Origin of the sequence: Streptomyces sedi, from assembly GCF_006335015.1 — a bacterium.
GTDB classification, from domain to species: Bacteria; Actinomycetota; Actinomycetes; order Streptomycetales; family Streptomycetaceae; genus Streptomyces; species Streptomyces sedi.
This window is the reverse complement of record NZ_VDGT01000028.1, coordinates 39,596-66,204: the sequence shown is the minus strand read 5'-3', so window position 1 is coordinate 66,204 and position 26,609 is coordinate 39,596. Positions and strand designations below refer to the sequence as shown.

22 protein-coding genes and 2 pseudogenes are annotated in these 26,609 nt (G+C 70.2%); 16 read left to right on the top strand and 8 right to left on the bottom strand.

What is annotated here, in order from left to right; all coding sequences use genetic code 11:
• Positions 1-473: 473 nt before the first annotated feature.
• The 4 genes from FH715_RS26250 to FH715_RS26235 all read left to right on the top strand — a co-directional run bounded on the left by FH715_RS26250 (position 474) and on the right by FH715_RS26235 (position 3,044).
• On the top strand, positions 474-926 hold the full coding sequence (locus FH715_RS26250; RefSeq protein ID WP_139649675.1) for an ATP-binding protein: 453 nt from the start codon (positions 474-476) through the stop codon (positions 924-926).
• 66 nt (positions 927-992) lie between these two features.
• The gene (locus tag FH715_RS26245; protein ID WP_484422043.1) at positions 993-1,370 is read left to right on the top strand and encodes a DUF7848 domain-containing protein; all 378 of its coding nucleotides are present in this window, start codon (positions 993-995) and stop codon (positions 1,368-1,370) included.
• A 78-nt stretch (positions 1,371-1,448) separates the two neighbouring features.
• Positions 1,449-1,907, top strand: coding sequence for a hypothetical protein (locus tag FH715_RS26240; RefSeq protein WP_139649670.1), 459 nt, complete (start codon positions 1,449-1,451; stop codon positions 1,905-1,907).
• A gap of 108 nt (positions 1,908-2,015) precedes the next feature.
• Positions 2,016-3,044 carry a CehA/McbA family metallohydrolase gene (locus FH715_RS26235; protein ID WP_246108990.1) on the top strand — a complete coding sequence of 343 codons (1,029 nt, stop codon included), beginning with the start codon at positions 2,016-2,018 and terminating at the stop codon, positions 3,042-3,044.
• Between the two features lie 89 nt (positions 3,045-3,133).
• Here FH715_RS26235 and FH715_RS26230 read toward each other — a convergent pair whose 3' ends face one another.
• Positions 3,134-4,081 (bottom strand): SDR family NAD(P)-dependent oxidoreductase, encoded by a 948-nt coding sequence (locus tag FH715_RS26230; RefSeq protein ID WP_139649668.1) that lies wholly within the window; start codon positions 4,079-4,081, stop codon positions 3,134-3,136.
• Between the two features lie 196 nt (positions 4,082-4,277).
• Here FH715_RS26230 and FH715_RS26225 point away from each other — a divergent pair, with 196 nt between their 5' ends.
• Positions 4,278-4,895, top strand: coding sequence for a TetR/AcrR family transcriptional regulator (locus FH715_RS26225; protein ID WP_139649666.1), 618 nt, complete (start codon positions 4,278-4,280; stop codon positions 4,893-4,895).
• Positions 4,896-5,010: 115 nt separating this feature from the next.
• Here FH715_RS26225 and FH715_RS26220 read toward each other — a convergent pair whose 3' ends face one another.
• Positions 5,011-5,508 carry an ArsR/SmtB family transcription factor gene (locus tag FH715_RS26220; protein WP_139649664.1) on the bottom strand — a complete coding sequence of 166 codons (498 nt, stop codon included), beginning with the start codon at positions 5,506-5,508 and terminating at the stop codon, positions 5,011-5,013.
• A 162-nt stretch (positions 5,509-5,670) separates the two neighbouring features.
• On the opposite strand from FH715_RS26220, the gene FH715_RS26215 reads away from it, so the two are divergent.
• Positions 5,671-6,504 carry a class I SAM-dependent methyltransferase gene (locus tag FH715_RS26215; protein ID WP_211367777.1) on the top strand — a complete coding sequence of 278 codons (834 nt, stop codon included), beginning with the start codon at positions 5,671-5,673 and terminating at the stop codon, positions 6,502-6,504.
• 168 nt (positions 6,505-6,672) lie between these two features.
• Here FH715_RS26215 and FH715_RS26210 read toward each other — a convergent pair whose 3' ends face one another.
• Positions 6,673-7,059 (bottom strand): helix-turn-helix domain-containing protein, encoded by a 387-nt coding sequence (locus FH715_RS26210; protein WP_139649662.1) that lies wholly within the window; start codon positions 7,057-7,059, stop codon positions 6,673-6,675.
• 52 nt (positions 7,060-7,111) lie between these two features.
• Between FH715_RS26210 and FH715_RS26205 the strand changes: the two genes are divergently transcribed.
• Positions 7,112-7,897, top strand: a complete 786-nt coding sequence (locus FH715_RS26205) for an MBL fold metallo-hydrolase (RefSeq protein WP_170184838.1) — start codon at positions 7,112-7,114, stop codon at positions 7,895-7,897.
• Positions 7,898-7,915: 18 nt separating this feature from the next.
• Here the strand turns inward: FH715_RS26205 and FH715_RS26200 are convergent, their stop codons facing one another.
• Complete coding sequence (locus FH715_RS26200; protein ID WP_139649658.1) at positions 7,916-9,493, bottom strand: serine/threonine-protein kinase; 1,578 nt, start codon at positions 9,491-9,493, stop codon at positions 7,916-7,918.
• A gap of 569 nt (positions 9,494-10,062) precedes the next feature.
• On the opposite strand from FH715_RS26200, the pseudogene FH715_RS26195 reads away from it, so the two are divergent.
• The 4 genes and pseudogenes from FH715_RS26195 to FH715_RS26180 all read left to right on the top strand — a co-directional run.
• Positions 10,063-10,510, top strand: a pseudogene (locus FH715_RS26195) (transposase); the annotation flags it as partial.
• Positions 10,511-11,008: 498 nt separating this feature from the next.
• Positions 11,009-13,630, top strand: a complete 2,622-nt coding sequence (locus FH715_RS26190; protein ID WP_139649656.1) for an NACHT domain-containing protein — start codon at positions 11,009-11,011, stop codon at positions 13,628-13,630.
• Between the two features lie 29 nt (positions 13,631-13,659).
• A pseudogene (locus tag FH715_RS26185) lies at positions 13,660-13,969 on the top strand (TetR/AcrR family transcriptional regulator C-terminal domain-containing protein); the annotation flags it as partial.
• A gap of 85 nt (positions 13,970-14,054) precedes the next feature.
• Entirely contained in the window at positions 14,055-17,135 is a 3,081-nt protein-coding gene (locus FH715_RS26180) for an alpha-L-rhamnosidase (RefSeq protein ID WP_139649654.1), read from the top strand.
• Between the two features lie 286 nt (positions 17,136-17,421).
• Here FH715_RS26180 and FH715_RS26175 read toward each other — a convergent pair whose 3' ends face one another.
• Positions 17,422-18,072, bottom strand: a complete 651-nt coding sequence (locus FH715_RS26175; protein WP_139649652.1) for a Type 1 glutamine amidotransferase-like domain-containing protein — start codon at positions 18,070-18,072, stop codon at positions 17,422-17,424.
• Positions 18,073-18,230: 158 nt separating this feature from the next.
• Here FH715_RS26175 and FH715_RS26170 point away from each other — a divergent pair, with 158 nt between their 5' ends.
• The 4 genes from FH715_RS26170 (at position 18,231) to FH715_RS26155 (ending at position 23,331) form a co-directional block, all read left to right on the top strand.
• Positions 18,231-19,541 carry an aspartate aminotransferase family protein gene (locus FH715_RS26170; protein WP_139649650.1) on the top strand — a complete coding sequence of 437 codons (1,311 nt, stop codon included), beginning with the start codon at positions 18,231-18,233 and terminating at the stop codon, positions 19,539-19,541.
• Between the two features lie 230 nt (positions 19,542-19,771).
• A complete protein-coding gene (locus FH715_RS26165) occupies positions 19,772-20,623 on the top strand; it encodes a helix-turn-helix domain-containing protein (RefSeq protein ID WP_139649648.1) in 852 nt (283 codons plus the stop codon).
• A 249-nt stretch (positions 20,624-20,872) separates the two neighbouring features.
• The gene (locus FH715_RS26160) at positions 20,873-22,132 is read left to right on the top strand and encodes a TfuA-like protein (protein WP_139649646.1); all 1,260 of its coding nucleotides are present in this window, start codon (positions 20,873-20,875) and stop codon (positions 22,130-22,132) included.
• The gene (locus FH715_RS26155) at positions 22,129-23,331 is read left to right on the top strand and encodes a YcaO-like family protein (RefSeq protein ID WP_170184837.1); all 1,203 of its coding nucleotides are present in this window, start codon (positions 22,129-22,131) and stop codon (positions 23,329-23,331) included. The genes FH715_RS26160 and FH715_RS26155 overlap by 4 nt, the downstream gene beginning before the upstream one ends.
• A gap of 67 nt (positions 23,332-23,398) precedes the next feature.
• On the opposite strand, the gene FH715_RS26150 is transcribed toward FH715_RS26155, so the two are convergent.
• Positions 23,399-24,250 (bottom strand): nitroreductase family protein, encoded by an 852-nt coding sequence (locus FH715_RS26150; RefSeq protein WP_246108989.1) that lies wholly within the window; start codon positions 24,248-24,250, stop codon positions 23,399-23,401.
• Between the two features lie 108 nt (positions 24,251-24,358).
• Here FH715_RS26150 and FH715_RS26145 point away from each other — a divergent pair, with 108 nt between their 5' ends.
• The gene (locus FH715_RS26145) at positions 24,359-24,979 is read left to right on the top strand and encodes a TetR family transcriptional regulator (protein WP_139649641.1); all 621 of its coding nucleotides are present in this window, start codon (positions 24,359-24,361) and stop codon (positions 24,977-24,979) included.
• Positions 24,980-24,997: 18 nt separating this feature from the next.
• Here FH715_RS26145 and FH715_RS26140 read toward each other — a convergent pair whose 3' ends face one another.
• Together FH715_RS26140 and FH715_RS26135 are read right to left on the bottom strand one after the other, a co-directional pair.
• Positions 24,998-25,663, bottom strand: a complete 666-nt coding sequence (locus FH715_RS26140) for a P-loop NTPase family protein (RefSeq protein ID WP_139649638.1) — start codon at positions 25,661-25,663, stop codon at positions 24,998-25,000.
• A 75-nt stretch (positions 25,664-25,738) separates the two neighbouring features.
• Entirely contained in the window at positions 25,739-26,566 is an 828-nt protein-coding gene (locus FH715_RS26135; RefSeq protein ID WP_139649636.1) for a phytanoyl-CoA dioxygenase family protein, read from the bottom strand.
• Positions 26,567-26,609 lie beyond the last annotated feature (43 nt).

Sequence of the window (26,609 nt, the reverse complement as noted above, 5' to 3'; positions counted from 1 at the left end):
GTTCAAACGCCTGGCCGTCCGCTGGGAACGCCGACTCGACCTGCACAACGCCCTCGTCTCCCTCGCCAGCGGCCTCATCTGCTGGCGACGCCTGAAACACCGCACACCATGATCGTGTTACGAGCTCTTAGCGCGCTGCCCAGTTGGAGTCGACACAGCGCGGGCGTCGCCGACTCGATGTCCGTGATCATCTCCGTTGCCCTCTCCCTGCCGGTCTCGCGGCGAACGTTCTGCCGGCGCGAGAAACGTTCTGAGCCAGAGCGACAGTTTTCGCTTCCACGCGACAAACGCCGTGCGGCAACGACGTGTTACGCAGAATTTTGCGTGTGAAAACTCGCCTTTCTGGTCCACAACATAGCCGCTCCGATGCCATTCTGAACCCGGTCGCTCACAGTGCGCGGCCGAACCGTGAGAAATAGGCCGAGTACGCCCTGTCCCGATGCGTCCCGGCTCTGACTGTGGAGGGCCACACAATGGCTGTCGTACAAGCCTCGGTCGCCGGCCGGGATGTGCGCGTCTGGGCGCTGACGATCCGTCCGCGGGAGATCGGACACTGGCGCGAGGCGGTCGCCGACCTGCTCCGCGACTGGCGGGCGAGGGAGGAGGTCATCGCCCTGGGGGAGCACGGGGTTTCGGAACTCCTCGCGAATGTTCTGCGCCACGTCGACGACCCCCGTTGCTCGCTCCGCGTCAGCAGGACCAGGCGTGACCTGCTGGTCGAGGTGCTGGACCGGTCCTGCCGGCCGCCGAGGGTCGGGTTGCGGCCGCACTGGTCGGCCGAGTGCGGGCGCGGACTGTGGCTGCTGCGCGAAATGGTCGACGACCTCGGCTATATGCCCACGCCCTATCCGGCGGGGGAGTGGCCGTCGTTGGGAAAGACCGTCTGGTTTCTGTGCCGCTCGGTTCTCCCGGAGGAACCGAACTGACCACTCCGCCTGACCACTCCGCCTGACCAATCCGCGTTCGCCGACCCCGATACGGAAGGAAGAGAAGTGCCGCATCCGAAATCGACCGAGGAACCCGTTTCACTGGTCAAGTCAGCTGACCACCTTCTGCAAGAGGTCAAGGGGCCGGGCGTTCCCACGGGCATTCACGGCGCCGCCTGCATGACGTGCGCGGAGGAATCCCCGCTCTTCGACGACGACACGCTCCCGGTCGCCGTCTGGGGTGTGCAACACGCCCAACAGACGTCGCACACCAGGTTCCTGTTCCGCACGGAGAAGCACTGGGTCGTCGTGCGGCGCGAGGACCGCGAGTCCGAGCCCGAGGGGCCGCCGGCCGCCGGCGGTTCCTTCGCGGGGCCGGCGTTCGTCGGCCTGATGTGCCTGCTCACCGCCGCCTCCGGCTTCCTGCCACTGCTGACCACCTGACCACCACCTGACCACCTGACCAGTTCAGCCACCTGACCAGTCAAACCGCCTGACCAGTTCACCAACCGGAGGCACCCCGTGCGTACCACCATCACCCGTTCGCCCTTGGCCCTGACCTTCCACATCCTGGCCACCACCACCAGCAACCACGCCCTGATGGTGCGGGGCCGCCGCGAGCAGGGCGAGGAGGGGTGGGTGCTGCCCCACGCCGAACTCCCGCCCGGCCGCTGCCCGATCCTCGCCGCCCGCGAACTGCTGCTGACCACCACGGGGTACGACCGCGCCCTGAACGAGGTGCTGGCGTTCAGCCCCCGCACCGACGAGGCGGGGGAGTTGAACGGTCTGGAGTACGTGCTGGACGGCGGCGTCCTGCCGGAGGTGCCGGGCAGCGACCCGCGCGAGGGCACCAGTTGGGTCCCGATGCGCGAACTCCACGAGCCGCCCGCGATCTACCAGTACGCCATCATCGCCGCCGGCCAACGCCGCCGCCTCCCCCTCCTGATCAACGCCGACCGCCCGGACGCGGCGTTCAGCTGACCGGGCCCGAGGCGCCGACCCACACGCGTCTTGGGGTCCCGTGGGTGCCATGGAACCGGATCGCTCCGCTCGCGCGTTGCCTCGGCAGGTCCGTGAGGAGGAGGAACCTTGACGAGCTTGAGCTTCCCGCCGGTGCGGGCGGTCGGACGCGGGGCGGCCTGGTATCGCGGGGACAGCCATGTCCACTCCGTGCGCTCGGACGGGGGAGAACTCACTCCGGAGGAGTTGGCGCTCCGAGCCCGCGCCGCCGGGCTCGACTTCATCGCGACGACGGAGCACAAGGCCGCCGCGGAACCCGGTGCGTGGGGGCAGCTCGCCACCGACGACTTCCTGATCGTTCTCGGCCAGGAAGTGACCACCAGGACCGGGCACTGGCTCGCGCTCGGCCTCCGTCCCGGCCAGGCCGTCGACTGGGACTACGGGGTCGAGGACGGACTGGTCGACCGGTGTCTGGACCAGGTTCATCGGGAGAGGGGCCTGTGCGTGGTCGCACACCCGCACGCGCCCTATCCCACGGGCGGTTTCATGTACTCCTTCGAGGGCTTCGACGTGGTGGAGGTGTGGAACGGGTCATGGACTTCGGACCAGCCCTGGCAGGCTGACAACGAGGTCGCCTTGGCCGCATGGGGGCGGAGCCTCGCGGCCGACGTGCGGACGGGTTCGTGGCGGCCGGCGATGGGCAACAGCGACACGCACTGGGAGGGGCAGATCGGCACCCCTCACACGGTGGTCTTCGCCGAGGAGTTGAGCACGGAGGCGATCCTGGCGGGGATCCGCTCGGGCCGGAGCTGGATCGCCGAGTCGGCGGCCGTGCGGGTGTCGTTCACGGCCCGGGTGGAGGGCGGCGTCGACGGAGTGGGAACCGGAGCGGAAGCCGGAGTGGAAGCCGGGGTGGGAGAGCGACTCGCGACGCGCGGTGGTCGGGTCGAGGTCCGCGTAGCGGTTCAGGGTGTGCCGGCGGCGACCGTCAGCTTCCACACCGATCGGGAGCGGGTCCACCGCGCGGCCGTCCCGGGTGACGAACCCGGGCTGGTGCGGTGGCACACGACGGCCGAGGACTCGGCGTTCGTCCGCGTCGAGGTCCACCATCCCGACGGGACCGTCGCCGCGCTCACCAACCCGATCATCCTGTCCTGACAGGTCGTTTCGTCGTGCGGTAGGCGGGCGGCGGATTCCGATGAGACCGGGGCCGGTGCGAGTGGGCCCCGGTGGGGGCGGCGTGTCGTTCACAGCGGAGCCGAAGGCGCCCGCACGGGTGCGGGCGTGGGCGCGGATTTCCGGTTCCGGGGCCGGTGGCTCATGGTGAGGAGGGTGTCCATCAGCCTGGCCGGCAGGAACCGGCTGAGGGGGACGACGAGGGCGGCGTCCCTGCCGAGGGTGTAACGGGCGCGCGGACGGGGCGTGGTCGCCACCCTGGCGATCCTGGCCCCCGCCTTCGCCGCCGGCAGGGCGCGTTCGAGGAAGGCCGCGTTGGACGCCACCGTCGCGTTGATCAGGTCACCGTAGAGGCGCTGGTGCTCGGTGCTCATCGCGGCGGCGAGTTCGAGGGAGATGCCGCCGCTGCGGGCGGCCATCTCGGTGTGGACGCCGCCTGGCTGGACGACGACCACCCGCACGCCGTGCGCAGAGACCTCGCGGCGGAGGGAGTCGCTGGCCGCTTCCAGGGCGAACTTGGTTCCCGCGTACGCCCCGAAGACGGGCAGCGCGGCCACCCCGCCCACGGAGCTGATGTTGACGATGCGGCCCCGGCTTCGCCGTAGGAAGGGCAGGAGCTTCTGGATGACGGCGATGTGCCCGAAGAGGTTCACCTCGAACTGCTCGCGCCACAGGGCGAGGGGGAGCACCTCGACGGGGGCGTTGATCTCGATCCCCGCGTTGTTGACCAGGACGCGCAGGGCGCGCCCCTCGGGGTCGTCGGCGATGCGCCGGGCGAGGGCCTCGACGTGTTCCGGGACGGTGATGTCCAGGGTGACCGGTTCGATGCCGTCGGCCCTGACGGCGTCGGCCTCGCCGTCGGTGCGTACCCCGGCGAGGACGTGGTAGCCCATCGCGGCGAGGGCTCGCGCCGTCGCGGCTCCGATGCCCGACGAGGCGCCGGAGACGACGACGAGTTCGTCGGGCCTCCGAGGGTTCTTCCGCTGGTCTTTCCGCGAGCCTTGGGGCGGACGGATCACGAGGGCGGGTCCTTTCACGAGGTAGGGGTCGCTGGCGTCAGGAGGCGGGGGCCGCGGGCGCGTCCAGGGGGAAGCGCGTGCCGGTCATGTCGGTCAGGTCGGGGAGGTCGGCGACAGGGAATCTGGGCACGCCGCGAGAGTAGACACTGGCAACATTGTTGTCAATGGAAACATCGGGTGTGGGTACGCTGCCCCCATGCCTGACACCACCGAGCGGCGCCCCTACCACCACGGGAACCTCCGCACGGACCTGCTCGACGCGGCGGAGCGCGGCCTGAGGGCGCACGGCGCCGAGCGGCTCTCCCTGCGGGACCTGGCGCGGGACGTCGGAGTGAGTCACGCGGCGCCCCGACGCCACTTCGCGGACCGCCGCGCGCTGCTCGACGCCCTCGCCGAGTCGGGCTTCGTGCGCCTGGGCGAGCGGCTGCGAACCGCGGTGAACGAGATCGGCGACGAGGGCGACCTGCCCGCCCGCCTGCACGCGTTCGCGTCGGCCTACGTCCGGTTCGCGACCGAGAACGCCGCGCTGATCGGGCTGATGAACTCCAGCAAGCACCGCCCGGGGGCCACGGCGGTCGCCGAGGCCGCCGCAGCCGCGTTCGGCCAGATCAGCGACCTGATCCAAGACGGCCAGGAGCGCGGCGAGTTGGAGGGGGACGATCCGGAGGAGACCGGACTCGTCATCTACGCGACCGTCCTGGGGATCACCTCCATGCTCAACAGCGGCATGGTCGAGCCCGCACGGCTCGAAGGTCTCGTGGGCACGGCGGTGACACAGTTCCTGCGAGGCGCCCGCCCGGCGGAGCCGCGCTGACCGCGTGGCGAGAACGCTCCCCGCCTCTTCCCTCGGGGCAGCGGCTACTCCCGCTGGATGCCGGTGCGCGGCCAGGATTCCCCGCGGACACTCGGGGAGCCGCCGGACGTCGTCGTCAGGGCCGGTTCGGGTCGGCGTGCACCACCAGGAAGAGCGACCAGGCGGGCGCGGCCGGGTCGTCCGGGCGGGCTGCGAACTCCTCCAGCAGATCCTTGAGCCGGGTGCGGAACTCCTCCATCTGCGGTGGGGGAAGACGAAGCGTCATCCTGGTGCCCTCGGCCTCGGTCGCGGGAACGAGGGCGAGTTCCTCCAGGAACGCGTCGAGCATCGACCGGTCCATCGCGGGCGCTTCGAGGTTCCAGCTCTTGCGCGTCGCCAGGTAGGGGATCTCTCGTGCGCCGCGGGTGCCGCGCCGTTCTTCCTGCGCTTCCAGGAACCCGGTGCGGACCAGCGTTCTGGTGTGGTGCAGCACGCTGGCCGGGTCGCGGCCGAGGATCTCCGCGATCTCCTTGTTCGTGCGCGGCTGCCGCACGCAGATGCGCAGGATCCGCAGGCGGAGGGCGGAGGCGAGCGCCTTCGCCTCCGCGTCGGTCGCCAGCCGGCGTTCGGTCATGACCGGAAGCCTACTGAAGAGCGGGTAGCTGGGCGAAGGCTCGGACGCGAGTGATTGACAAAATTCAATCACTCGTCCAGGGTGCCGCTGTGTCCCTTGCAGCCGGGGGGATCAGCGGAGCTCCCGCCACGCCCGCCGTGGCCCGAACGAACGAGGTCGACCATGCCCAACCATCCCGGAACGACCGGCGGGACCGCCGCTCCCGAGAGCCCCGCGGGACAGGCGGATGCCCCACCGAACCGGCAGACGGCGTCCCGCGTCAGTCCCGTTGAGGCCCCTCCGGGGCCGGGGGAGAGGGCGAACGACTACGACAGTTTCGCCGAGGCGTACGCGGCCGGTAACGAGACCAGCCTCCTCAACGCCCACTACGCGCGCCCCGCGATCGTGGACCTGGCCGGCGACGTGGCGGGCCGCCGTATCCTCGACGCCGGCTGCGGCGCCGGCCCCGTGGCCGCGGACCTGCGCGAGCGGGGCGCCGTCGTCGCCGGCTTCGACTCCAGCGCGGGGATGCTGGAGCTGGCCCGGCGGCGGCTCGGTGACGGTGTGGTGCTCGAACACGCCGAACTGGGCGGCCCGCTGCCCTTCGCCGACGCCGGGTTCGACGACGTCGTCGCCTCCCTGGTCCTGCACTATCTGGAGGACTGGACGACGGCCCTGGCCGAACTGCGGCGCGTGCTCAAGCCCGGCGGCCGTCTGATCGGGGCCGTCCACCACCCCTTCGTCCAACACATGACGGCACCGCCCGGAACCGACTACTTCGCGACCCGCTCCACGTCCCAGTGGTGGGAACTCGGCGGCACCAAGCACCTGATGACCTTCTGGGACCGGCCGTTGCACGCGATCACCGACGCGTTCACCGCGGCCGGCTTCCGGATCGACGTCATCAGCGAACCGGCACCGGGGCCCGGCGCCCGCGAACGGTTCCCCGAGGTCTTCGAGCAGAAGGAGTCGGGCAAGTTCCTGTGCTTCCTGTTCTTCGTCCTCACGAAGGCGTGACCTCCGCCCGTGGGCGCGGGCCGTCGGCTCAGGAGGCGCCGGGCAGCCGGACACCACGTCCAGCGGCCCGTAGCGGCCCTTCCCTCCGGGGACTCCCTCCGGGGACGACGGGCATCCGCCACGGCGCGAGGGGGCGCCGGTGCTAACTTCCGCCCGGGCGGCCCTCGGTCAGGGCGTCGACGAGGCGAACGCCCGGCACTCCGGGCACTCACGCACCACCGGATGCGTGCACCGCAGCACGTGGTCGAGGAACGCGGCGGTCCGTTCCAACCGGGCGCGGTGCCGGTCGACCGCGTCGCGCTGCTCGGCGACCAGCCGTCGGCGTTCCCCCGGCGGCCCGTTCAGCAACTGGGCGATGGTGCTGAGTGACATGCCGGCGTGCTGGCACTTGACCGCGATCGCCAGCGCGTCCCGCAACTCCGGCCCGTAGCGCCGTGCGCCGCCGGCGGTGCGCTCCGGCGTGATCACCCCCTCCGCCTCCCAGTGCCGGAGGAGGTGGGTGGAGACCCCGAGTCGTTCGGCCGTCTCGCCGATGCGCAGGAGCTGGGTGGTCATGAGCCCATGGTGCCTTGACTTCGCGTCGACCCGAACTTCTACCGTCGTCCCCGTGCTCCTTCACGAACTGAACTGCGGAACGCTCCATGTCCCCGGCGGGTCGGCCGTCTTCGGGGCTGACTCCTTCGTCTGCCGATGCCTGCTGATCGAGCTGGGGGACAGGCTCGTCGCCGTCGACACCGGGATCGGACGCGGCGACATCGCCTCACCCGAGGCGCGCCTGGGGAAGGAGTGGATCGCGAGCGTCGCCCCCGCCCTCGACCGCGACGAGACCCTGTTCGCCCGGGTAGCCGCGCTCGGCCTCGACCCCCGGGACGTCTCGGACGTGGTCCTGACCCACCACCACCGCGACCATGTGGGCGGCCTCTCCGACTTTCCCCGGGCCCGCGTGCACGCCACCCGCGCGTGCCGTTCCGCCGTCGAGGAGGGCGAGAAACGCGTCATGCCCGCTCAGTGGGCGCACGGCGTGACCTGGGCGCCCGCGCCCGCGCCAGCGCCCGACTGGCGGGGGCTGGCCACCTGGACGCTCTACGGCCTCCCGGCGTCGATCCGCCTGGTCGCGTTGGCGGGCCACTCACCGGGCCACGCCGGGGTGCTCGTCGAGGAGGCCGCCGCCGGCCGGGAGACGCTGCACCTCGGCGACGCCGTCCACCACCACACCGAACTCACCGGCACCGCGCCCCCGGCGGTCGAGGCGTTCGCCACCTCCACCCAGCACGACGCGGCGGCCCGGCTCCGCACGCGGGAACTGCTGGCCGCACTCGCCGCCGATCCGTCGCTCCGCCTGGTCAACTCCCACGACCCGGTCGCCCCCCTCAGGCTCTCCCGCCCCGGCTGAGCGGGCCGCCCCGCCCGGTCAGCGCGCGGCGTGGCTCTGCGGGCCGCAGGCGAGGCAACCGCGCTTCGCGGCGGCGTACACGTACGGATGGAGCCAGCTCTCCGCGAGGAGGTCGGAGCGCAGGCTGCGGGTGGTGATCAGATAGCGCCCGACGAAACGTGTGTGGGCGCGTTCGAAGTACCCCTCGCCGTAGTCGCCGCTCCGCGGGCTGCCGTCGTCGCGGGGCCGCGCGGACCACAGCGTCAACTCCCCTTTCCAGGGCGCGTTCTGGAGCAGCCAGCGGTAGGCCATCGAGGCCGCAGCCGTGTCCGGCAGCGGGAAGACGGTGGCGGAGACCAGAACGGGCGGGTTCGGGCTGCGCTGCTCCAGATAGATTCCCGCCATCGCCCGGGAGCAGCCGGCGGAGACGAGCAGGGAGGCCAGCTTCCTGCTCGCGGCTTCCTCAGTCGGTCGGGGGCCCGCCGCCCCGCGCACGAACTCGCCGTCGAGATCGTTGACGAACCTTTCGGGCAGCAGCGCGTCGGCGGTGAACGGGGTGGGGTCGGTCGCCCGGTCGTTCCACGAGTTCTTGTCGATGCGCTCGCTTCCTCTCCGACCGGCGGTGTTTGCCTCGTCCGCAGGGCCGACGAGGCGGGCGACCTCGTCGCGCTGCTCCCGGACGAGATCCGTGACGCGTGACGGCCAGGGCGGGGCGGGGGCGCCGACCCGGCAGACGAGTTCGCGGAGCCGGTCCAGGCTCGGCCGTCGGGCGGGCTCCTTGACCAGACAGGCTGCGACGACCTCACGCACGCGGTCGGGGAGCGCCGACAGGTCGGGTTCGGAGTGCAGGACGCGGGAGAGCACCTGCTGAAGTGAGCTTCCCGAGAACGGACTTGCCCCGGTGCTGGCCATGACGAGCACGCAGCCGAGCGAGAAGATGTCGCTCGCCGGCGTGATCGCGGCTCCCTCGACCTGCTCGGGCGACATGTAAGGGGGCGAGCCGACCACCCACCCGGTCCTGGTCAGCCGGGTGCTGCCGGCGGCGTCGTCGGTGGCCAGCGCGACGCCGAAATCCACCACCCGGACGCCCCCGTCTCCGCCGGGCACGCCCGTCGCGGTGGCCTCGTCGGTGAGGAGGATGTTGTCCGGCTTGAGATCCCGGTGCACCAGGCCCGCGCCGTGGATCTCGCCAAGGGCACTGGTCAGGCCGGCGGCCAGCCGCAGAACGGCATCCTCGGGAAGCACCCCGACGGCGACGTCGACGGTGGTGGCCTCGGTGTCGACGCCGGCACCGTCGACCTCACCGGCGACCACCCTCCGCAATGACGGGCCGGGGATGTAGGCCGACGCCAACCAGGGAGTTGGCGCGTCGAGATCCGCGTCGAGTACGGCGGCGGTGTGGGAGCCGTGCACCCGGCGTGCCGTGGCGACCTCTCGTCTGAAGCGTCCCTGGTGGCGCGCGTCGTCGCCGAGAGCCGCACGGATGAGCTTGACGGCCGCCAGTCGGCCGTCGGGCCCGCGCCCGAGGAACACCCGGCCCATGCCGCCGTGGCCCAGCACGGCCAGCGACCGGTAGGGCCCGATCTCCCGTGGGTCGCCCTCCGCCAGCTGCTGCACCGTGACCACCTCCGGCAGAGATCATGCCGCCTCGGGGCGGTCGGCGGTAGCCCGATCCGGCGTCAGCCGCCCCCTGATGTGTCTCCGCCGGCGGTCGACCACCACCCACTTGACCACCCACCCACTTGACCACCTGACCAGCTGGACCCCTGCTCGGTGAGCCGGTTGACCAGTTGAACGGTGGCTCCGCCCCCCGCGCCGTCCGTGCCCGGTGCGTGGCTCACTCCCCGGCGACGAGAAGATCCCCCGCGATCCCCGCCTTGTCGGGCGCGAAGAAGTCCCGCACCCCGGCCTCCCAGACGGTCACCGGCACCCGGTCCTCGTCCGAGGGGCGGAACGCACAGCTTTCCTGTTCCTAAACGCAACATGAGAGGTCGCTTTCGCATTTGCTGCCCTGTTATCTCCTGGAAGTGATCGTGTGGGTCGGACTTGGTGGTCGGGTGGAGTGATGGGTGAGGTGGGGGTCGGCTTGTGCCTGTCTCATCCCAATGTGTCGGGAGCGAAGGTGTGACTCCGTCTGTGTGTCCGCTCGCCTGGGCGCTCTCGCCTGCTCGCGATATGTCGAGGTCATGGCTGAGTGTCGCCCGTATCCGAGTGATCTGTCCCGCTGCCCGTTGGGGGGTGATCGAACCGGTGCTGACCACTTGGCGGGCCGAGCGGCGGCGGCATGCGTGGAACGTCGACCGTCCGCCCGAGCACGGCCTGCGCGAGATCATGAACACGATCTTGTACGTGGACCGCACCGGTGCGCAGGGGCGCTACCTGCCGCATAACTTCCCTCGCTGGAACACCGTCTACGGCTACTTCGCCGAGTGGGCGGACGAGGGTGTGTTCGTCCAGCTCAACGGCTTCCTCCGGCACAGAGCGTCAAGGCATCCACCAGCGTCCCCGCCATCGGCCAGGGCGTCGACGCCGGGAAGAAAGGTCGTCGGCAGGAAACGGAACATCGTCACCGAAACCCTCGGACTTCTCCTCGCCGTGCTGGTCACCGCGGCAAGCGCGCAGGACTCCGCCGCGCCTCACCAGCGAGAACACCATCTCCTGGCGCACTCCGAACCCGCAGACTAAACAGCCGATACCTAGATAAAATGACCGGGCGAAAATGACCTCTGAGGAACGCCAGTCATGAGTTCTGACGTTCTACCCGCGTTGGCGCAGTCCCTCGCTGATCGGTGGCCGGGCACGGAAGCGCCACGGCGTTTGGAAGCAGTGGTTGTGGCCACGGCGCATGAGCGAGCAAGAGGGTGATAACTGGGAGTGCTGCGCCGGGCCCGACGCTGCCCCTGAGAGGGGGATGGTGGTGATTTTTGTTCGAAAGCTGCCCAATTTGATGTTGCTGGCGTGGGAGAAGTAAGCGGCCGTAGCATGTTTGCCTCGAACTCCAGGCCGATGCTCTCTTGGGGGATGGCGGTCAGAGTGTGGGTCTGCAGCGCTAGGGGCAAGCAGCCGAAGCTCTTTGCTCTACCTCCACTGAGGTGACTACGATAGCCTTCGAGACCCTGAGGTAGGGGGAAAATGGATCTGACCCTGATCGGGGCCCGATTGGCTTCTAGCTTCGTGGCTCCATTAGTGAAAAGGCTATTCCGAGCTGAGGGCCCTGGTGCCGGAATGGTCGACAAGCCTGTGAGGATCGGCTTGTTGATCTCGTTCGCAGGGGAGAAGCGAACGCTCACTGATCGGGATTTTCGGGCAATTTCAGAACAGCTCGTCGAACGTGCTGCCTATGCGATCGGTGCACGAGAGAGATTGCCTGAATACGAGTTGCGTGCCGTTGAGAATGCTTTGGTGTATTCTCTGCGCTCTTTGGGTGAATTGGACATGGATGACGTCCAGGCCGTGAGTCTTGGGCATCGAGGTTTCACGCAGATGCTTCGTACTCACGCGAAACACTCGACGGTTGGCCTTTCTAGTGACGCGATCGAATTTTACGATCGAGTGTTGGAAACTGCCGCGCTTCACATTCTCAATTTTTTCACTCAGCGTTCCACTTTTGTCGCCCGCACCTTGGTTGAGCAGAGTAAGCAGATGCAAGAATTGCTCAATAGGATCGATGCGGCTGTCGCACGGACTCCGTCACCAGCGGATTCAGGCTTCGAGAGGCGTTACGCCTCTTATATCGCGCAAGCTCACAACGAACTCACGATTTTTGGGCTGGACCTCACAGATGCCCCTGAACGATGGCCGATGGATGCTGCGTATCTGAGCTTGGACGCCGCCGTAAGTGATACACACGTTGAGCATCTATTGCCGGCAGACCGTATTCTTGATCGCCATGCCAGGGTTCTTCTTCGAGGGGTAGCGGGGTCCGGTAAGACCACGCTTGCTCAATGGCTAGCCGTTACAGCGGCCCGCCCGGGTATGGACGAACGCTTGCTCTATCTCCACGGGCTTGTTCCGTTTGTCTTGCCCCTTCGGACTCTTACGAGAAGAAACAGTAGTTTGCCAAGCCCAGAGCAGTTTCTGACGTCTATTGGGTGCCCAGTCGCTAGTGCTCAACCGGACGGATGGATCGATCGGGTGCTCACCTCTGGAAGAGGTTTGCTTCTCATCGACGGAATCGATGAGGTTCCGGAGGTGGAGCGCGGTTCGGTGCGGCAATGGCTTAGAAACCTGCTGCATGCTTTCCCGGCGAACCATTGGCTGATCACCTCCAGGCCTTCGGCCGTACGTCACGATTGGCTAAGCGCTGAGGATTTCGTTGAGTTCGATTTGGCGCCGATGTCTCGGAATGATGTTACGTCCTTTGTGAAGCGCTGGCACCATGCCGCCGGCGTCGGTGACTCCTATGCTCGATCCCTACTTAAGACTCTGTGGTCAAAGCAGGACCTGGGTAGGCTCGCCATTAATCCGCTGATGTGCGGACTCATTTGCGCTTTGCATAGGGATCGACGAGGGTATCTCCCGGAAGGACGCAAAGAGCTCTACGACGCTGCGCTCTCTATGATGCTTTCTCGGCGGGATCGTGAACGTGGCGTTCAATCCTCCGATGACTTTCGTATGAGCGAGGCGTCTCAGGTGCAGATAATTCAGAAGATCGCATATTGGATGATTCGCAACGGTCGCTCGGAAATGGCGAAATCTGACGCTGTAGATCTTTTGCGTCGAGCATTGCCGGCGATGCCGAAGATAGCTGAGCAGGGCTCAGTAGAAAAGATCTACCCATATCTCATTGTGCGCAGTGGCCTTCTGCGTGAACCAAGCAATGAGACGATCGACTTCGTTCACCGAACGTTTCAGGATTATTTGGGGGCTAGAGCTGCTGTTGAGGCCTTGGATTTCGACTATATTGTCGCAAACGCGCACCTCGACCAATGGGAAGATGTGGTGCGCATGGCGGTGGCCCACGCCCGGCCAAATGAACGCTTCCGTTTGCTCTCCGCCCTCTTGGAGCGCGGAGATCAGTCGGGAGATGAGCGGGGAAAGCTATACTTGCTCGCAGCTGCCTGTCTGGAGCATGCCACTGAACTTGATCCTCAAGTGCATCGAGAGGTGCAGAAGCGGGCTGAGCAGCTCATCCCGCCTCAATCGCTCAGTGAGGCGCGCGAACTGTCGGAAGTCGGTCCCGTGGTGCTGGAGCTGCTCTCTGGCCCTGGTGGAATGTCGAGCGAGGAGCAGCTTTTCGTCGTATCCACCGCGACGAGAATCGCGACCGACGGCGCCATTCCGCTGCTCGCGCAATACCGAGATTCGGATGACCTGGACATTCGCTCGCTGCTGGTGAATTCATGGAATCGTTTTGACCCAGGGCGCTATTTTGAGGAGGTTCTGGCGCATGTGGATGAGAGAGGGCTCTTTTTTCCGGTATCCACCATCGGGGAGTTGTGCGTGCTGGCCGAGCATGGCGGCCGAGCCAGAGTCGACATCACTGGCGCTATTCCATTGGAGCTGTTTCGAGAGGAATGTAACCCTGCTAGGTTGACTCACCTTCGCATCTCCATCGAAATGTCTTGCACGTGGGAATGGTTAAGATATTTCCATCGCCTTGAGAGGGTGATTTTCGCTGCGGGGTCGACAGTTGATGTGAGCACCTTCCCGAAGATGGCATCGCTTCGTGAAATGGAGGTGCAAAACAACACTGAGATTTTGGGTGCGGAGAAGCTGGTGGGCTACGTTAAAATCACACGTAATCACGGTTAGGCTTCCCACTGTGTTGGTAGGCGGGTTTCGAGGAGCGGCCCGGCGACTGGCGCGAGGAGCTGAGCGTCCTGCCCCACCGCAGCATGCGCACTGCCTTTTGAGACGCGAGTGGCTGGCCGATCTGCTCGCCCGGCGCCCGGCCCGCACGGCCTCACCGAGCGGGAATGGCAGCGCGTCTCAGGGCCGCACGTGACGAGGATGCTGGCCACGGGCCGCTTCCCTGCGTTGGCCAGGGCCGTGCACGACGGCACCGACGTGGACCCCGAGACCTCGTTCGCGACCGGCCTGGAGTGGGTCCTCGATGCCGTCGCCGCCCAACTCGCAGAGCCCCGGGTCTGACCTCCGGGGGTTGGCTCTTCCCCCGCGCCCGGTTAACGTCCCAGGTGGCAGACGTGAAACGTATCAATGGGAGGCGGTCCCGACCATGCCCACCGGTGCGCGCGCCCTCCCGCCCCCCGCCGTCGTCACCGACCTCCGCGTCGCAGGCCGCGCCGACGAGCCGCTCGGCGTCGACGACCCCGCCCCCCGCCTCGGCTGGCGGGTGACCGAGGCGCCCGACGGCTGGGCGCAGGCGGCCTATCACGTGCGCGCGGCGGGCAGCGTCGCCGCGCTGACCGAGGGGCCGCTGCTGTGGGACTCCGGCCGGGTGGAGTCCGTCGCCCAGCACGACATCCCCTGGGGCGGGGCGCCGCTGCCCGCGAGGCAGCCGGTCGTCTGGCAGGTCAGGGCGTGGAGCACCCGTGGCGACCCCACCGCCTGGAGCCGGACCGCCAGTTGGGAGACCGGCCTGCTGACCGAGGCCGACTGGGGTGAGGCCCGCTGGATCGAGCACCCGGACCGGCGCCCCGAGGACCCGCTGCCGCTGCTCGCCCGCGCCTTCACCCTGCCCGGCGAACGCGCGGCCCGCGTCGTGGACGCCCGGCTCTACCTGTGCGGCCTCGGGCTGCACCACGCCGAGCTGAACGGCGAGCCCGTCACCGACGAGGTCCTGGCGCCGGGCAACTCGCACTACCAGCTCTCCGCCGAGTACCGCGTCCACGACGTGACCCGGCTGCTGCGCCCCGGTGCCAACACGCTCGGCGTCGCGCTCGGCCACGGCACCGCGCTGGTCACGCGCTCCCTCACCCACGAGGCCACCGGGCGCATGGCCCCCTACAGCTGGTGGGAGAGCGAACTCCCCTCGCAGGGGGCCCTGTTGACGGATGCGCCCGCCGGCGCCAGCCGCGTCACCCTGACCGGACTGACCGGCCGCCTCCATGTCGGCGGGGCGCTCCACGTCGACACCGGCGACGGAGGCGAACGCGTCGAGACCCGCGAGGTCGTCGAGATCACCACGCGCGAGTCGGGGCACACCGCGGTTTCCCTCACCCCGCCGCTCCACCGGCCGCACCCGGCCGGCGCCGCCGTGAGCGGCTCCGGCAACCCGCTCGCCGGCACCGAACCCACCGCCAACGCCGCCGTTTCGCCCCGGCTGATCGCCCGGTTGGAGATCACGCTGGCCGACGGCTCGACCGAGACCGTGGTCACCGACCGCGCGTGGCGGGCCGCCCTCGGACCGACCGTGACCACCGGCTGGTACACCGGCACCGACCACGACGCGCGCCGTGAACAGCCCGGCTGGAGCGCGCCCGCCGCCGATCTCACCGCCGGTGCCCGGCGGCGCGACGGCACCACGGTCGGCTGGGTACGGGCCGGTCTGGCGCCGCCGCCAGGACTGACCACCCGACTGGTCTGGCGCGCCGCCGAACCCGTCGAAGTGGTCGACCGGCTCGCCCCGGTGCGCGTCACCCGGCCCCGCCCCGGCGTCTGGGTCTTCGACTTCGGCGAGAACCTCGCCGGCTGGCCGCTGCTGCGTCTGCCCGACGGCGTGCCCGCGGGGACCACGGTCACCCTGCGCCCCGCCGAGTCGCTGGCCGCCGACGGCACCGTGGACCAGGGCTCGGTCATGGGCGGCGGCCCCGAACGCGGCACCGACGTCTTCGCCACCTACACCACCCACGGCGAGCCAGGCGGCGAGAGTTGGCACCCGCGCTTCGACTACTTCGGGATGCAGTGGGTCCAACTCACCGGCCTACCCGAGGACTTCGAGGCGACGGCCGACACGGTCACCGCCCTGCGGCTGCGCGCAGCCGCCCCCGGGGCGGGCGGGCTGCACACCTCGGACGAGCGGATCAACCGCGTGCACCGGTTGGCCGGCCGCTCGGTGGCCAGCAACCTGATGTCCACCTTCACCGACTGCCCCGGCCGCGAGAAGCTGGCCTATCTCGCCGACTACACCCAGCCGTTCCACTCCCTGGCCCGGCACTTCGGCTTCGCCGCCTATCTGCGCACCATGCAACGCCATCTGGTCGAGGGGCAGTCCCTGACCGGAGCCAACCGCGGCAACGTCGCGCTGAAGGCCCCGGTCTACGACTGGGGCTACCTCGGCGAGTTCGGCGACGAGATCAACTGGGGGAACGCCGTCGTCCTGGTGCCCTGGCTGCACTACGAGACCTACGGCGAGACGGAGTTGATGGAGCGTCATTACGAACGGATGCGTGCCTTCGTGCGCTACGTCCGCGAGGAGAAGGCCGGAACCGGCGCCCGGGCGCACCTCGTGAACGCCCCGCTGGCCGACTGGATAGCCGCCGACGAGACCACTTCGGGTCTGCTCACCGGAACCTGGGGTTACCACCAGACCGTCGACCGGATGGCTCGGATGGCCGCGCTCCTGGGCCACACCGCGGACGCCCGCGAGTACCGCGCGCTCGCCACCGAGATCGGCGAGGCGTTCCACGCCGCCTTCTACCACCGCGAGTGGGGGCGCTACACCAGCGCGGGCGGCATCGGAGGCACCGAGGGAGCCACCCAGGCCGCCCAGGCGCTGGCGCTCGACGAGGGACTGGTTCCCGAGGGGGAAAGGCCACGCGTGGTCGACGCACTGGTCGAACTGGTCAACTCCTACCGCCCGTTCGGCGGCGGCCCCCACCTCAGCGCCGGAACGATCGGACTGGCCCCACTGGTCAGGTCGCTGACCGAGGCGGGCCGGGACGACCTCCTATGGGAAGCCCTCCAACAGGACACCCGCCCCGGCTACGGCCACTTTCTGACGCCGACCACCGCCAACCCCGAGGGGTTGACCACCCTCCCCGAGCAGTGGGACCTGGCCAACTCCAAGAACCATGTGATCCTCCTCCCGATAGTGGAGTGGTTCCACCGCTCCCTGGCCGGCATCCGACAGCAGCCGGGTTCCGCGGGGTTCCGCGAACTCCTCGTCGAGCCGCGCCTGGTCGGCTCCCTCAGCCGGGTCAGCGGCCGTTACCGCACCCCGTACGGAGAGGTGGTGTCCGAGTGGACCCGCGACGCCACCACCTTCCACCTGCGGGTGCGGATACCTCCCAACACCACGGCCGAGATCCGGGTGCCCACCGCCGGGGCCGGCCGGGTCTCCCACCATGTGGCCTCCGGCAGCCATACCTTTACCACCCGCCTGACCAGCACCCCGGATGACTGGTCAGGTCGGTGAGCGAGGCTCGACGGGGCCGCCGGCGGGTGGCACCGGGAACTCCGGAGCCGTTCGAGTCGCGTGGCCAGACCGTGCCCGAGCGTCGACGCACTCCGGCGCCACGCGTTCCGCACCCCGCGGAACCCGCCCGGAGCCCCGCCACCACGGCAAGCGGCGCGCCCGCGACCTCGACGCCGGCCCCGCGCCAGGTCGGCGACTGACGCGTCGGCGCTCTCCACGGCCGCCTCGAAACCCGCACCACCGTGGCGAAGCCGCGAAGTTCCCTCGTGGGCCGGCGAGGCGCCGGTCAGTGGACGTCCGCCCTCCTTCCGCTGATCACGAGGGCCTGGCCGTCGCGGAGGGTCCGGTGGGCGACACCCCGCCCTCGGTAGCGATCGGCGACGGCGCCCAGAACCTCGGTCTCGGGGTGGCCGGGCGAATCGATGTGCGGCACCACGACGTAGTCGAGCAGGGCCAGGCCGTCGAAGCGCGGCGAGGCGTCGTAGGCGGCGGTGACGGCGCTCGGGTCGTCGCACTGTTCCAGTCCGTGCAGCTCAGGGGCCAGGACGCAGGCGCCCGCGCTGTAGCCGGCATAGACGACGGCGTTCCGTCGCAGCAGCTCGGTCAGAGCGCGGTCCGCGCCGCTGCGAGCGAGTGCGTGGCGCAGGACGAACACGTTGCCACCGCGGACCCAGACCATCGGAAAACGTTCGAGGGCGACGGCGACCCGTTCCGGAGGCTGGTCGAAGTAGGCCCGCAGGTCGAGTTCGACCGGCCGCAGGCCAAGCGCGGTGAGCGCGTCGATCTCGCGCTCGACCGCGGCCCGGCGTGCGGCGGCCGGCAGGGCGTCGACGGCATTGGCGATCACGGCGACCCGGTGGGTTCCGGGGCTGTCCAGCAGAGCCAGCAACCGCTCCGGGTGGTCGCCGATCCGCCAGGAGGAGAGATACATGCGCATCCCCGCACCGTAATCGCCACCGGGTGCGGCGCGTCGTTCCCCGGATACGCCCTGCGGTACGGAAAGATGACCGCAGGGATGAAGCACGTGCATCCTGGGCAATGGGAAGGACGTAGCTCTCGGGGGGCGGAAATCGATTGCTGTACCGGGGAGGGGCTGTGGAGACGGACGACACGTTCTGGGACGGGGTCGAGCGTCATCTGGTGCACTACGGTGCGTCGTTCACGCCACGCATCATCGAACGCGCCGCTGGAAGTCATGTCTATGACAGCGAGGGTCGGGCCATCCTCGACTTCACCTCGGGGCAGATGAGCGCGGTGCTCGGACACGGGCACCCGGCTGTGGTGCGGGCGGTCTCCGAGTCGGTGGCCACGCTCGACCATCTCTTCAGCGGGATGCTGAGCCGTCCCGTCGTCGAGCTGGCCCGGCGGTTGGCCGGCACGCTGCCGGACCCGCTGGAGAAGACGCTGCTGCTGACGACGGGCGCCGAGGCCAACGAGGCGGCCCTGAAGATGGCCAAACTCGCCACCGGCCGCTACGAGATCGTCTCCTTCGACCGCTCCTGGCACGGCATGACCTCGGGCGCCGCCGCCGCGACCTACTCCGCCGGCCGGCGCGGCTACGGCCCGACGGTGCCGGGCAACCTCACGCTGCCGACGCCCAACGCCTACCGTTCGCCGTTCCGCCACGCCGACGGCTCCCACGACTGGGAGACCGAGCTGGCCCACGGCTTCGCCGCCGTCGACCAGCAGTCGACGGGGTCGCTCGCCGCCTGTCTGATCGAGCCGATCCTCTCCTCGGGCGGCATCGTCGAGCTGCCCCCCGGCTATCTCGCCCGGCTCAGAGAGCTGTGCGACGCGCGGGGAATGCTGCTGATCGTCGACGAGGCACAGACCGGCGTCGGCCGGACCGGGCACATGTACGCGATCGAACGCGACGGCGTGGTGCCCGACATCCTCACCCTCTCCAAGACGCTGGGCGCCGGGCTGCCGGTCGCCGCGGTCGTCACCAGCGGGGCCGTCGAGGCGGTCTGCCGGGAGCGCGGCTTCCTCTTCTTCACCACCCATGTCTCCGACCCGCTCGCCGCGAGCGTCGGGCTGACCGTGCTGGACGTGGTGGAGCGCGAGGGACTGGTCGCGCGTGCCGCCCGGCTGGGCGCGACGCTGCGGGAGCGGCTGCTGGAGCTGCGTGACACGTTCGAGGAGGTCGGCGACGTCCGGGGACGCGGGCTCCTCCAGGGCATCGAGCTGGTGACCGACAAGGCGAGCAGAACGCCGGCCGACGCCCTCGGGCAGGCGGTGACGGCGGCGTGCCTGGAGCGGGGGCTCCATGTCAACATCGTCCAACTGCCCGGCATGGGCGGCATCTTCCGCATCGCGCCGCCGCTGACCGTGGGCGAGGACGAGCTGCACACCGGCGTCGACATCCTCGCCGACTCCCTCAAGGCGGTCCGCGCGGCCGGTCCCTGAACCGAACGGGCCCGCCCGGTCCCCTGACGGGGCCGTGCGCGGCGCGGCTCGCGCGACCCGGCGGTTTCGCGCCGCCTTCCAGGTGAACGATCACTTCGGTGCGGCGCGTCCGGGCGTTCCGGTGTCGAGGGCGCGTGCGCGCCCCCGCGCCCGACCGCGCGGCGACGGCGGCACGGTCCCGGCCCTCTCTCACTCGTTTCCCGGCCTTCCCCCACGCAAGGGAAAATCAGATGACTGCTCGACTGGACGGCTTCTTCTGGCAGGAGTTGGTGCTGGAAAAGGAGATACCGGAAAGCGGGGAAGACGGCTGGATCTACCAGTTGCCGGACGGGGCGTTCGGCATCATCACGCCGCTCCAGAGCTCCTGCCAGGTATCGGGAATGGACGGCAGAGGGCGGCGCAGCGCGACGCTGATGCCGGGCGAGATATGCAGGGTCGCCCCCAACAATCCCGTACGTCTGGACCGTACTCCACCGAGGCGGCCCGCGTTCCGGGTGGCCTGTATACAGCTTCCGCTGACCATTCTCCAACGCACGCTGGAGGCCCATCCGGAGTCCTCGATCCGCACCGTCGCGGAGCTGCACACGCTGCGCGCCTTCGACCCGCACATCGCGTCGATGGCGCCCGTGCTGCTGCACGCCTGGCGGACGGGCAACGGCGACCAGTACGCCATCGCGGCGGCCCACTACCTCGCCGAGTACCTGCTCCAACCGTTCCGGACCGCCTCGCCCGGCGCCGGGGGGCTCAACGCCGAGCAGCTCTTCACCGTGCGGACCTACATGGAGACCCACCTCTCCGAGAACATCACGCTCGACCGGCTGGCCAAGGAGGTGCGGCTCAGCCGCTACCACTTCCTGCGCCGCTTCTCCGTCGCCACCGGCAAGACGCCGCTCCAGTACCTGACGGGGCTGCGCGTCGACGCGGCCCGCCATCTGCTCGTCTCGGGCGGCGATCCGATATCGCACGTCGGCAGGCTCTGCGGCTTCGTCACCCCGGAGAACTTCGCCCGGGTGTTCAGGAAACACGTGGGCTGCTCGCCCTCCGAGTACCGCCAGCGCGGCCGGCGCGCGACGCCTCCCTGACAGCGGCGGCGCCCCGGCACCTCCCGCCACCGGGGGAGGACGGGCGCGGGAACAAGAAGCCCCCGAATACCCGTTGGCAGGGGGGCAAGGGCGGCCGGCCCGCCCCGTTCCGGTTCTACCGACGAGTATGTGAAGGTGCTCGCAAGATCCGTCAGGGACTGCGCAATCGCTGACATGACCCTTCCTTTACTCTCGCCTACAGTTTTTTCAGGTGAGGGAACGCCAGATTCCTGAAAGAGGGATGGCCACGTGGCAAAGGGACGAATTCACGTCTATGTCGGCCCGACCTGTCCGGCGGACGAGATACGTGAGCGCTTTCCGGAGGTGGTGATCCATCCGCCGGTCGCGCACGGGGACCTCCTCGGCTCGGAGCCGGCGGCCGGCGATGTCGCCGTCGTCGTCGACGACTTCGCCCCGCACCGGCCCGGCGCCCGGCACAAGGAGTACCTGCACGCGCTCGACCGGGGGGTGACCCTCGTCGGCACGGCGGGTGTCGGAGCGCTGCGCGCCCTGGAGCTGGGCGCCTTCGGGATGCGCGGCCTGGGAACGGTTCACGAGCTCTACCGCTCCGGTGTGCTCGACGGCGACGACGCCGTGGCCGTCGCCCACGAGGAGGAGGCGCCGTACGCCGCGTTGAGCGTCTCCCTGGTCAACCTCCTGGCCGCGGCCCGGGCCGCCTGCGCCGAGGGGGTGCTGCGCGCGGCCGAGATCGAACGGGTCGTCGACGCGCTGCGCCGCGAGTACTACCCCTCGCGCACCCAGGACCGCGTCATCCACCTGCTGCGCCGCGCCGGCCGGCCCCGGCTGGCCGACTGGTACGCCCGCCGGGTCGCCGACGACCCGCACATCTTCGACCAGCAGCGCAGGGACTGCCTCGCGGCGATCGAGGTGGCCCGCCGCATGGTCGCCGAGGGCGTCGTCGGCCGGGTCGAGGGCGCCGGGGACGCCGCCTGGCGCACCGTGCTGCTGCGCGGCTGGCGCAACCACTTCGTGGCCGAGCAGGGCAACCCGCCGCTGGGTCAACGCCTCGCCTACCAACAGGTGTTCAACCCCTACTACGCGCGGGTCTGGAGCCGCTACCTGGAGGACTCCCTCCCCGGCGGCGGCGACGTGACGCGCCTGCCGCTGACGGCCGCCCGTGAGCGGGAGAGCCGCCTCGCCGACGCGGACTGCCCGGTCCCCGACCTGAGCGACCCCCGCGAGGTGGCGCTCCTGCTGAGCGCCGAGGAGCCGGCGGACGTCCAGGCCGTCGCCGCGCACCTGCGCCGGACGGGCGACCCGGGCGCCGGCCCGTTCCCCCGCGCCGCGGGGCAGGGCACGGTGCGCGCGCTCTCCGACGACGACAGCCGCGTCCTGCTCTGCCACATCTGGCAGATCCCCTCCGCCGAACTCGCCGGCGAGTGCCGTGCTCGGGGCATACCCGACGTCGGGACGGCGGTCAGGATGCTGAGACCGTTCGTCACCGACGCCGACATGCGGCCCGGGTCGCTACGCGCGGAGACGGCGTGAAGGGGCCCCTCGCGCCCGACGGCGCTCCCCACCCCCGGGTCGGCGTGCCGAACACCGAGGAGACCTGGGCGCGCGTCCAGCCGCTGCTGGCGCGGTACGGCATCACCCGCGTCGCGGACGTGACCCGGCTGGACCACATCGGCATCCCGGTCTCCGTCGCGGTCCGCCCGCTGGCCGAGACCTACGCCACCACCCAGAGCGCGGGCCTCACCCCGTCGATGGCGCACGGCCTGGCCACGATGCGCTCGGTCGAGTTGGCGCACGCGGAGCGGTTCGACCCACCCGTGTGCGAGGCCACCGCGTACGACCTTCGACTGCCCTACGCCGTCGACGCGTTGAACACCCTGCCGACCAGCGGGCCGCTCGCCCACGTCAAGCTCGCCTGGGCGCCCGGCCGCACGCTTCTGGGCGGTGAGCCGGTGCCGCTGCCGCTTCAGCTCCTGCGCCTGTCGTTCGCGTCGGATGACCCGGCCGACCCGGGCGACCCGGGGGAGCCCCGGGTCCTGCGTGCCTCCCGCAGCGGGCTCGCCTCCGGCGGCACTCTCCCCGAGGCCGCGCTGGACGGCCTGTACCGGGTCGTCGAACGCCATGCCCTGGCCGGCCTCGGCTCCGACGGCCCCGACCCCCTGGTCCGCGTCGACCTCTCCACGCTCGACAACGCGCATCTGCGCGGGCTGCTCGACCGGCTGGCCGAGGCGAGCACTCAGATCGAGATGGCGTTCGTCCGCAACGCCCTCGGGGTGCCCGTCTTCCTGGCGTTCGTCTGGTCGCCCCTCCACCCGCTCGTCGCCGCGGGCGTGGGCGCCGACCTGGATCTCGGGGCCGCCATGTGCCGGGCGATAGGCCAGGCCGTCCAGGCGCGTCTGACCAGGATCACGGCCGTCCGCGACGATCTGCCGTCCGAGCACCGGCCGCCGCACGCCTCCGATCCGCTGCTGTCCATCTCCAGGGGACGGCCGGTCGCCGAGGCGACCGAGGGCTACCGCACCGACCACGACGATCCGGGCGCCGCGCTGGAGGATCTCGCCCGCCGGGTGCAGGAGTACACCGGGATGCCCCCGCTCCTCGCCGAACTCTCCACGGGGAGCGATCCGTTCACCGTGGTCAGGGTCGTCTGCCCCGGCCTTGAGCACGCACGTCGGGAAAGCGAGGCCATCCTCCGGTTGACTCCGTGCGCCGGCGGACCCTCGCGCCTGTGACCGACAGGCGCGACGCGGGACCGCCGGGCGCGGTGGTGACGGGCGGGAGCCCCCGGGGCCGCCGGGACTACCGCGCGAGGAAGCCGCGGGCGCGGACCGTCTCGTCCAGGTTCTGCCTCCCGTCCATCAGGTCGACGCCGCTCGACATCCTCACCACGGACGAACGCCAGGTCTTGAAGCCCAGGCCCACGTCATCCCGGAAGGTGCGGAACTCCTCCTCGTACTCCTCCACCACCTCCCGCCACGCCGAGGTGTCGTAGCGCTCCCGGTGCAGCACCAACTCCTGGGCGGGTCGGGGGCGTATCCGGGCGGGCCGCTCGGGGTCGGGATGCCCGACCACCAGGCCGAAGGAGACGAAGCTCAGCGGCGGCAGCCCGATCAGCTCGGCGAGTTCGCGTGCCCTGTTCCTCGCCGCGCCGATGTAGACCGTCCCCAGGCCCAGTGACTCTGCGGCGACCGTCGCGTTCTGAGCGGCGAGCGCGGCGTCCGTCGCCGCCACCAGGAACGTGTCCAGCTGCTCCAGCACGTCCCCGCTGTCGCCGCTCTCCGTGGCGATCGCGTGGCTGCGCGAGAGGTCGGCGACCCAGAGGAGCAGCAGCGGCGCCTCGTTGATCTGCGTGTTCTCCAGGTCCATGGAGTCCATCCGCGTGGTCGCCGCGATCTTCGCCTTCAACTCCGGCTCGGTCACCGCCACGACGCTCCACTGGTGGAGGTTGGAGCTGGTCGACGCCGACTGGGCGGCTGCCACCAGCGTCTCCAGGGTGCCGTCCGGCAGCGGGTCGGGCAGATAGGTGCGGACGGACCGGTGTCGCAGCAACCCCGCTATCTGGTCGTTCCACCGCAGGTCCTCCGGCGCCTTCCCCTTCCCGTAGCGCAGCTCCAGCAGCTCGTGCCGTTCGTCGTCCGTGGACACAGACACACCTCTGTCATATCGGTTCCCCGGCATCGCCACGACAGCGGATGCCGTTCGGGCAGGCACCAGCATACTGGCAGACACTGCCAATTCGCCATCGAGTAGGATGCGTGCGTGTCCACGCTTCGCGACCGACGGCGGCAGGCCACCGAGACGGAGATCGAGGTGGCCGCGATCAAGCTGTTCGAAAGCCGCGGCTTCGAGGCGACGACCTGCGACGACATCGCCGCCGCGGCGGAGGTCTCGCCCCGCACCTTCTACCGGCACGGGGCGAACAAGGAGGAGGCCGCCTTCCGGACGGCCAGGCGGTTCAGCGCGACGCTCGGCGACGAGCTGGCCGAGCGGGCCGCCCGACGCCCCCTGAGGCTGGTCGACTTCGAGGAGGTCATCGCGGGCGTCCTCACCGAGTCCGCCACCGAGGACTGGCTGGAGCGGATGCTGACGGTCCGCCGCCTCGCCTCCCACGACGCCGCCCTGCGCCGGATCGCGCAGCTCCACGACGCCGAGTGCGTCGAGCGCGTGGTCGAGCGCGTCGCCCCGCAGGACGAGACCGACCCCGAGAGCCTTCTCCACCTCCAGGTGACGGCCGCGACCGCGCTCACCGTCTTCCGCGCCGCGCTGGACGAGTGGGCCGCCTCCCCGCCCGAGGACGGGGAGCGCGCGACGGCCCTCGTCTCGATCTACCGCCGGGCCTCCGCGCTGCTCGCCGACGAGATCCGGGACAGGCGCGGCTGACCGGGGCGGGGCGCCGGCTCAGCCGACGCCGAGCGCCCCGCGCAGCCGTTCGCGCACGTGGCGCTCCATCGCCGCCGCGTCCCGCCCGCCCACCTCCACGGTCACCACGTCCCACCCCGTGCCCGCCAGCACCCGCGAGGTCAACTCGGCCTCCCACCGCAGATGTTCGGCGGCCGACGCCAGGTCACGCACGGAGCGGGTGCCCGGCGCGCGACTCAGCTTGTCGACATACCACCGCCCCCACCCCGCGCCCTCCCGGGCGACCGCCCGCGCCAACGCGGTCTCCGGGTCGTCGCGCAGAGACACGACATGGACCCTCGCCGGCTCCACCGCCTCAGCCAGCTCCCGCACCGTCCTCGTGATCGCGGCCTCGTCGTGGCCCCAGGCGACCAGCGACGGCACGAACGGCAGCAGCGCGTCCGTCACCAGCACCCGCACGCCCGCCCGCCGGGCCCCCGCCACGTAGGCGCGGGTCGCCGCGACCAGCGTGTCGGGCCGCACGCTGCCGGCGCCCCCCGCGAACTCCTCCGCGACCGGCCGGAAGACCTCCCGGGTGAGGATGTCCGCCTCCTCGAAGTGGTCGACCACCACCCCGGCCCCGGCCAACCACTCCGTCAACGCCCCGCACAGCGTCGACTTCCCCACCCCCGGGCTGCCGACCACCGCGACCACATGCTGCTCCATGGAGTGAGCCTCCCACGAACGGCCCGCCGCGCGGGCGGCACCGGCGCCGGGGCCCGGAGGGGAGCCGGGCGCCCGTCACAGCACGTCCAGCTCCCGCATCCGTCGCACGAAGGGCGGGGCGTCCGCGGCCGACCAGCGGGGGTCGTAGTAGGGGAACCTCTCCTGGTCGTAGACGAAGTCCTGGCCGAGGAACTGCGCGATGTAACGGTGTGCCGCCGCGCGTTCCTCCGGGGTCTCGGGGACGGCGACGAACGACGTGGTCCAGCTGAACCGGGCGCGGCCGTGGATGCTGCCGTGCCAGATGTGCGGGTCGAAGACGACCACGTCGTGGGGGCCGAGCGAGGGGACGAAGCCGGGCCAGCGGCGTTCCTCGCCGAGTTCGTCGAACTCCTCGTCGACGGCCAGCGCCTTCCGGTATCCGGCCAGCCGTTCCGCGAGGGGCCCGCGGTGCGAGCCGGGAAGGAACTGGAGCGACCCGTCGGCCTCGCACAACTCGTCGCGGTAGACGACGCACTTGACCGCCCGCAGGTGCGGCTCGACGGTGTCCTGGTGCCAGGGCGAGGCGTTGCTGAGATAGGTGCCCTTCGGCGGTTTGACGAGCGCGTCAGCGCCCAGCAGCTGCTCGGCGACGTCGCGCAGCGGCGACGCGTTGACCAGCGCGCAACTCGTCGGCGTGGAGACGGTGTTCATCAACGGCAGGAAGTAGCTCGTGACCCCGTCGACGGGTATCCCGGTCCGCGCCGCGGGCTCCCGCGCCCGGCGCAGCTGGGGGTACTGCTCGGTGAGGCTTCCGACGACCTCGGCGAAGAGCCGCTCCGACTGGTCGGGAGCGAAGAAGTCGCGCACGACGACGAAGCCGAACGAGTCGAAGAACGCGAGCTGTTCGGAATCAAGCAGGCCCATGAAGCGGTTCCACTCCCATCTCACCGGTGTACAGCGTTCGGCT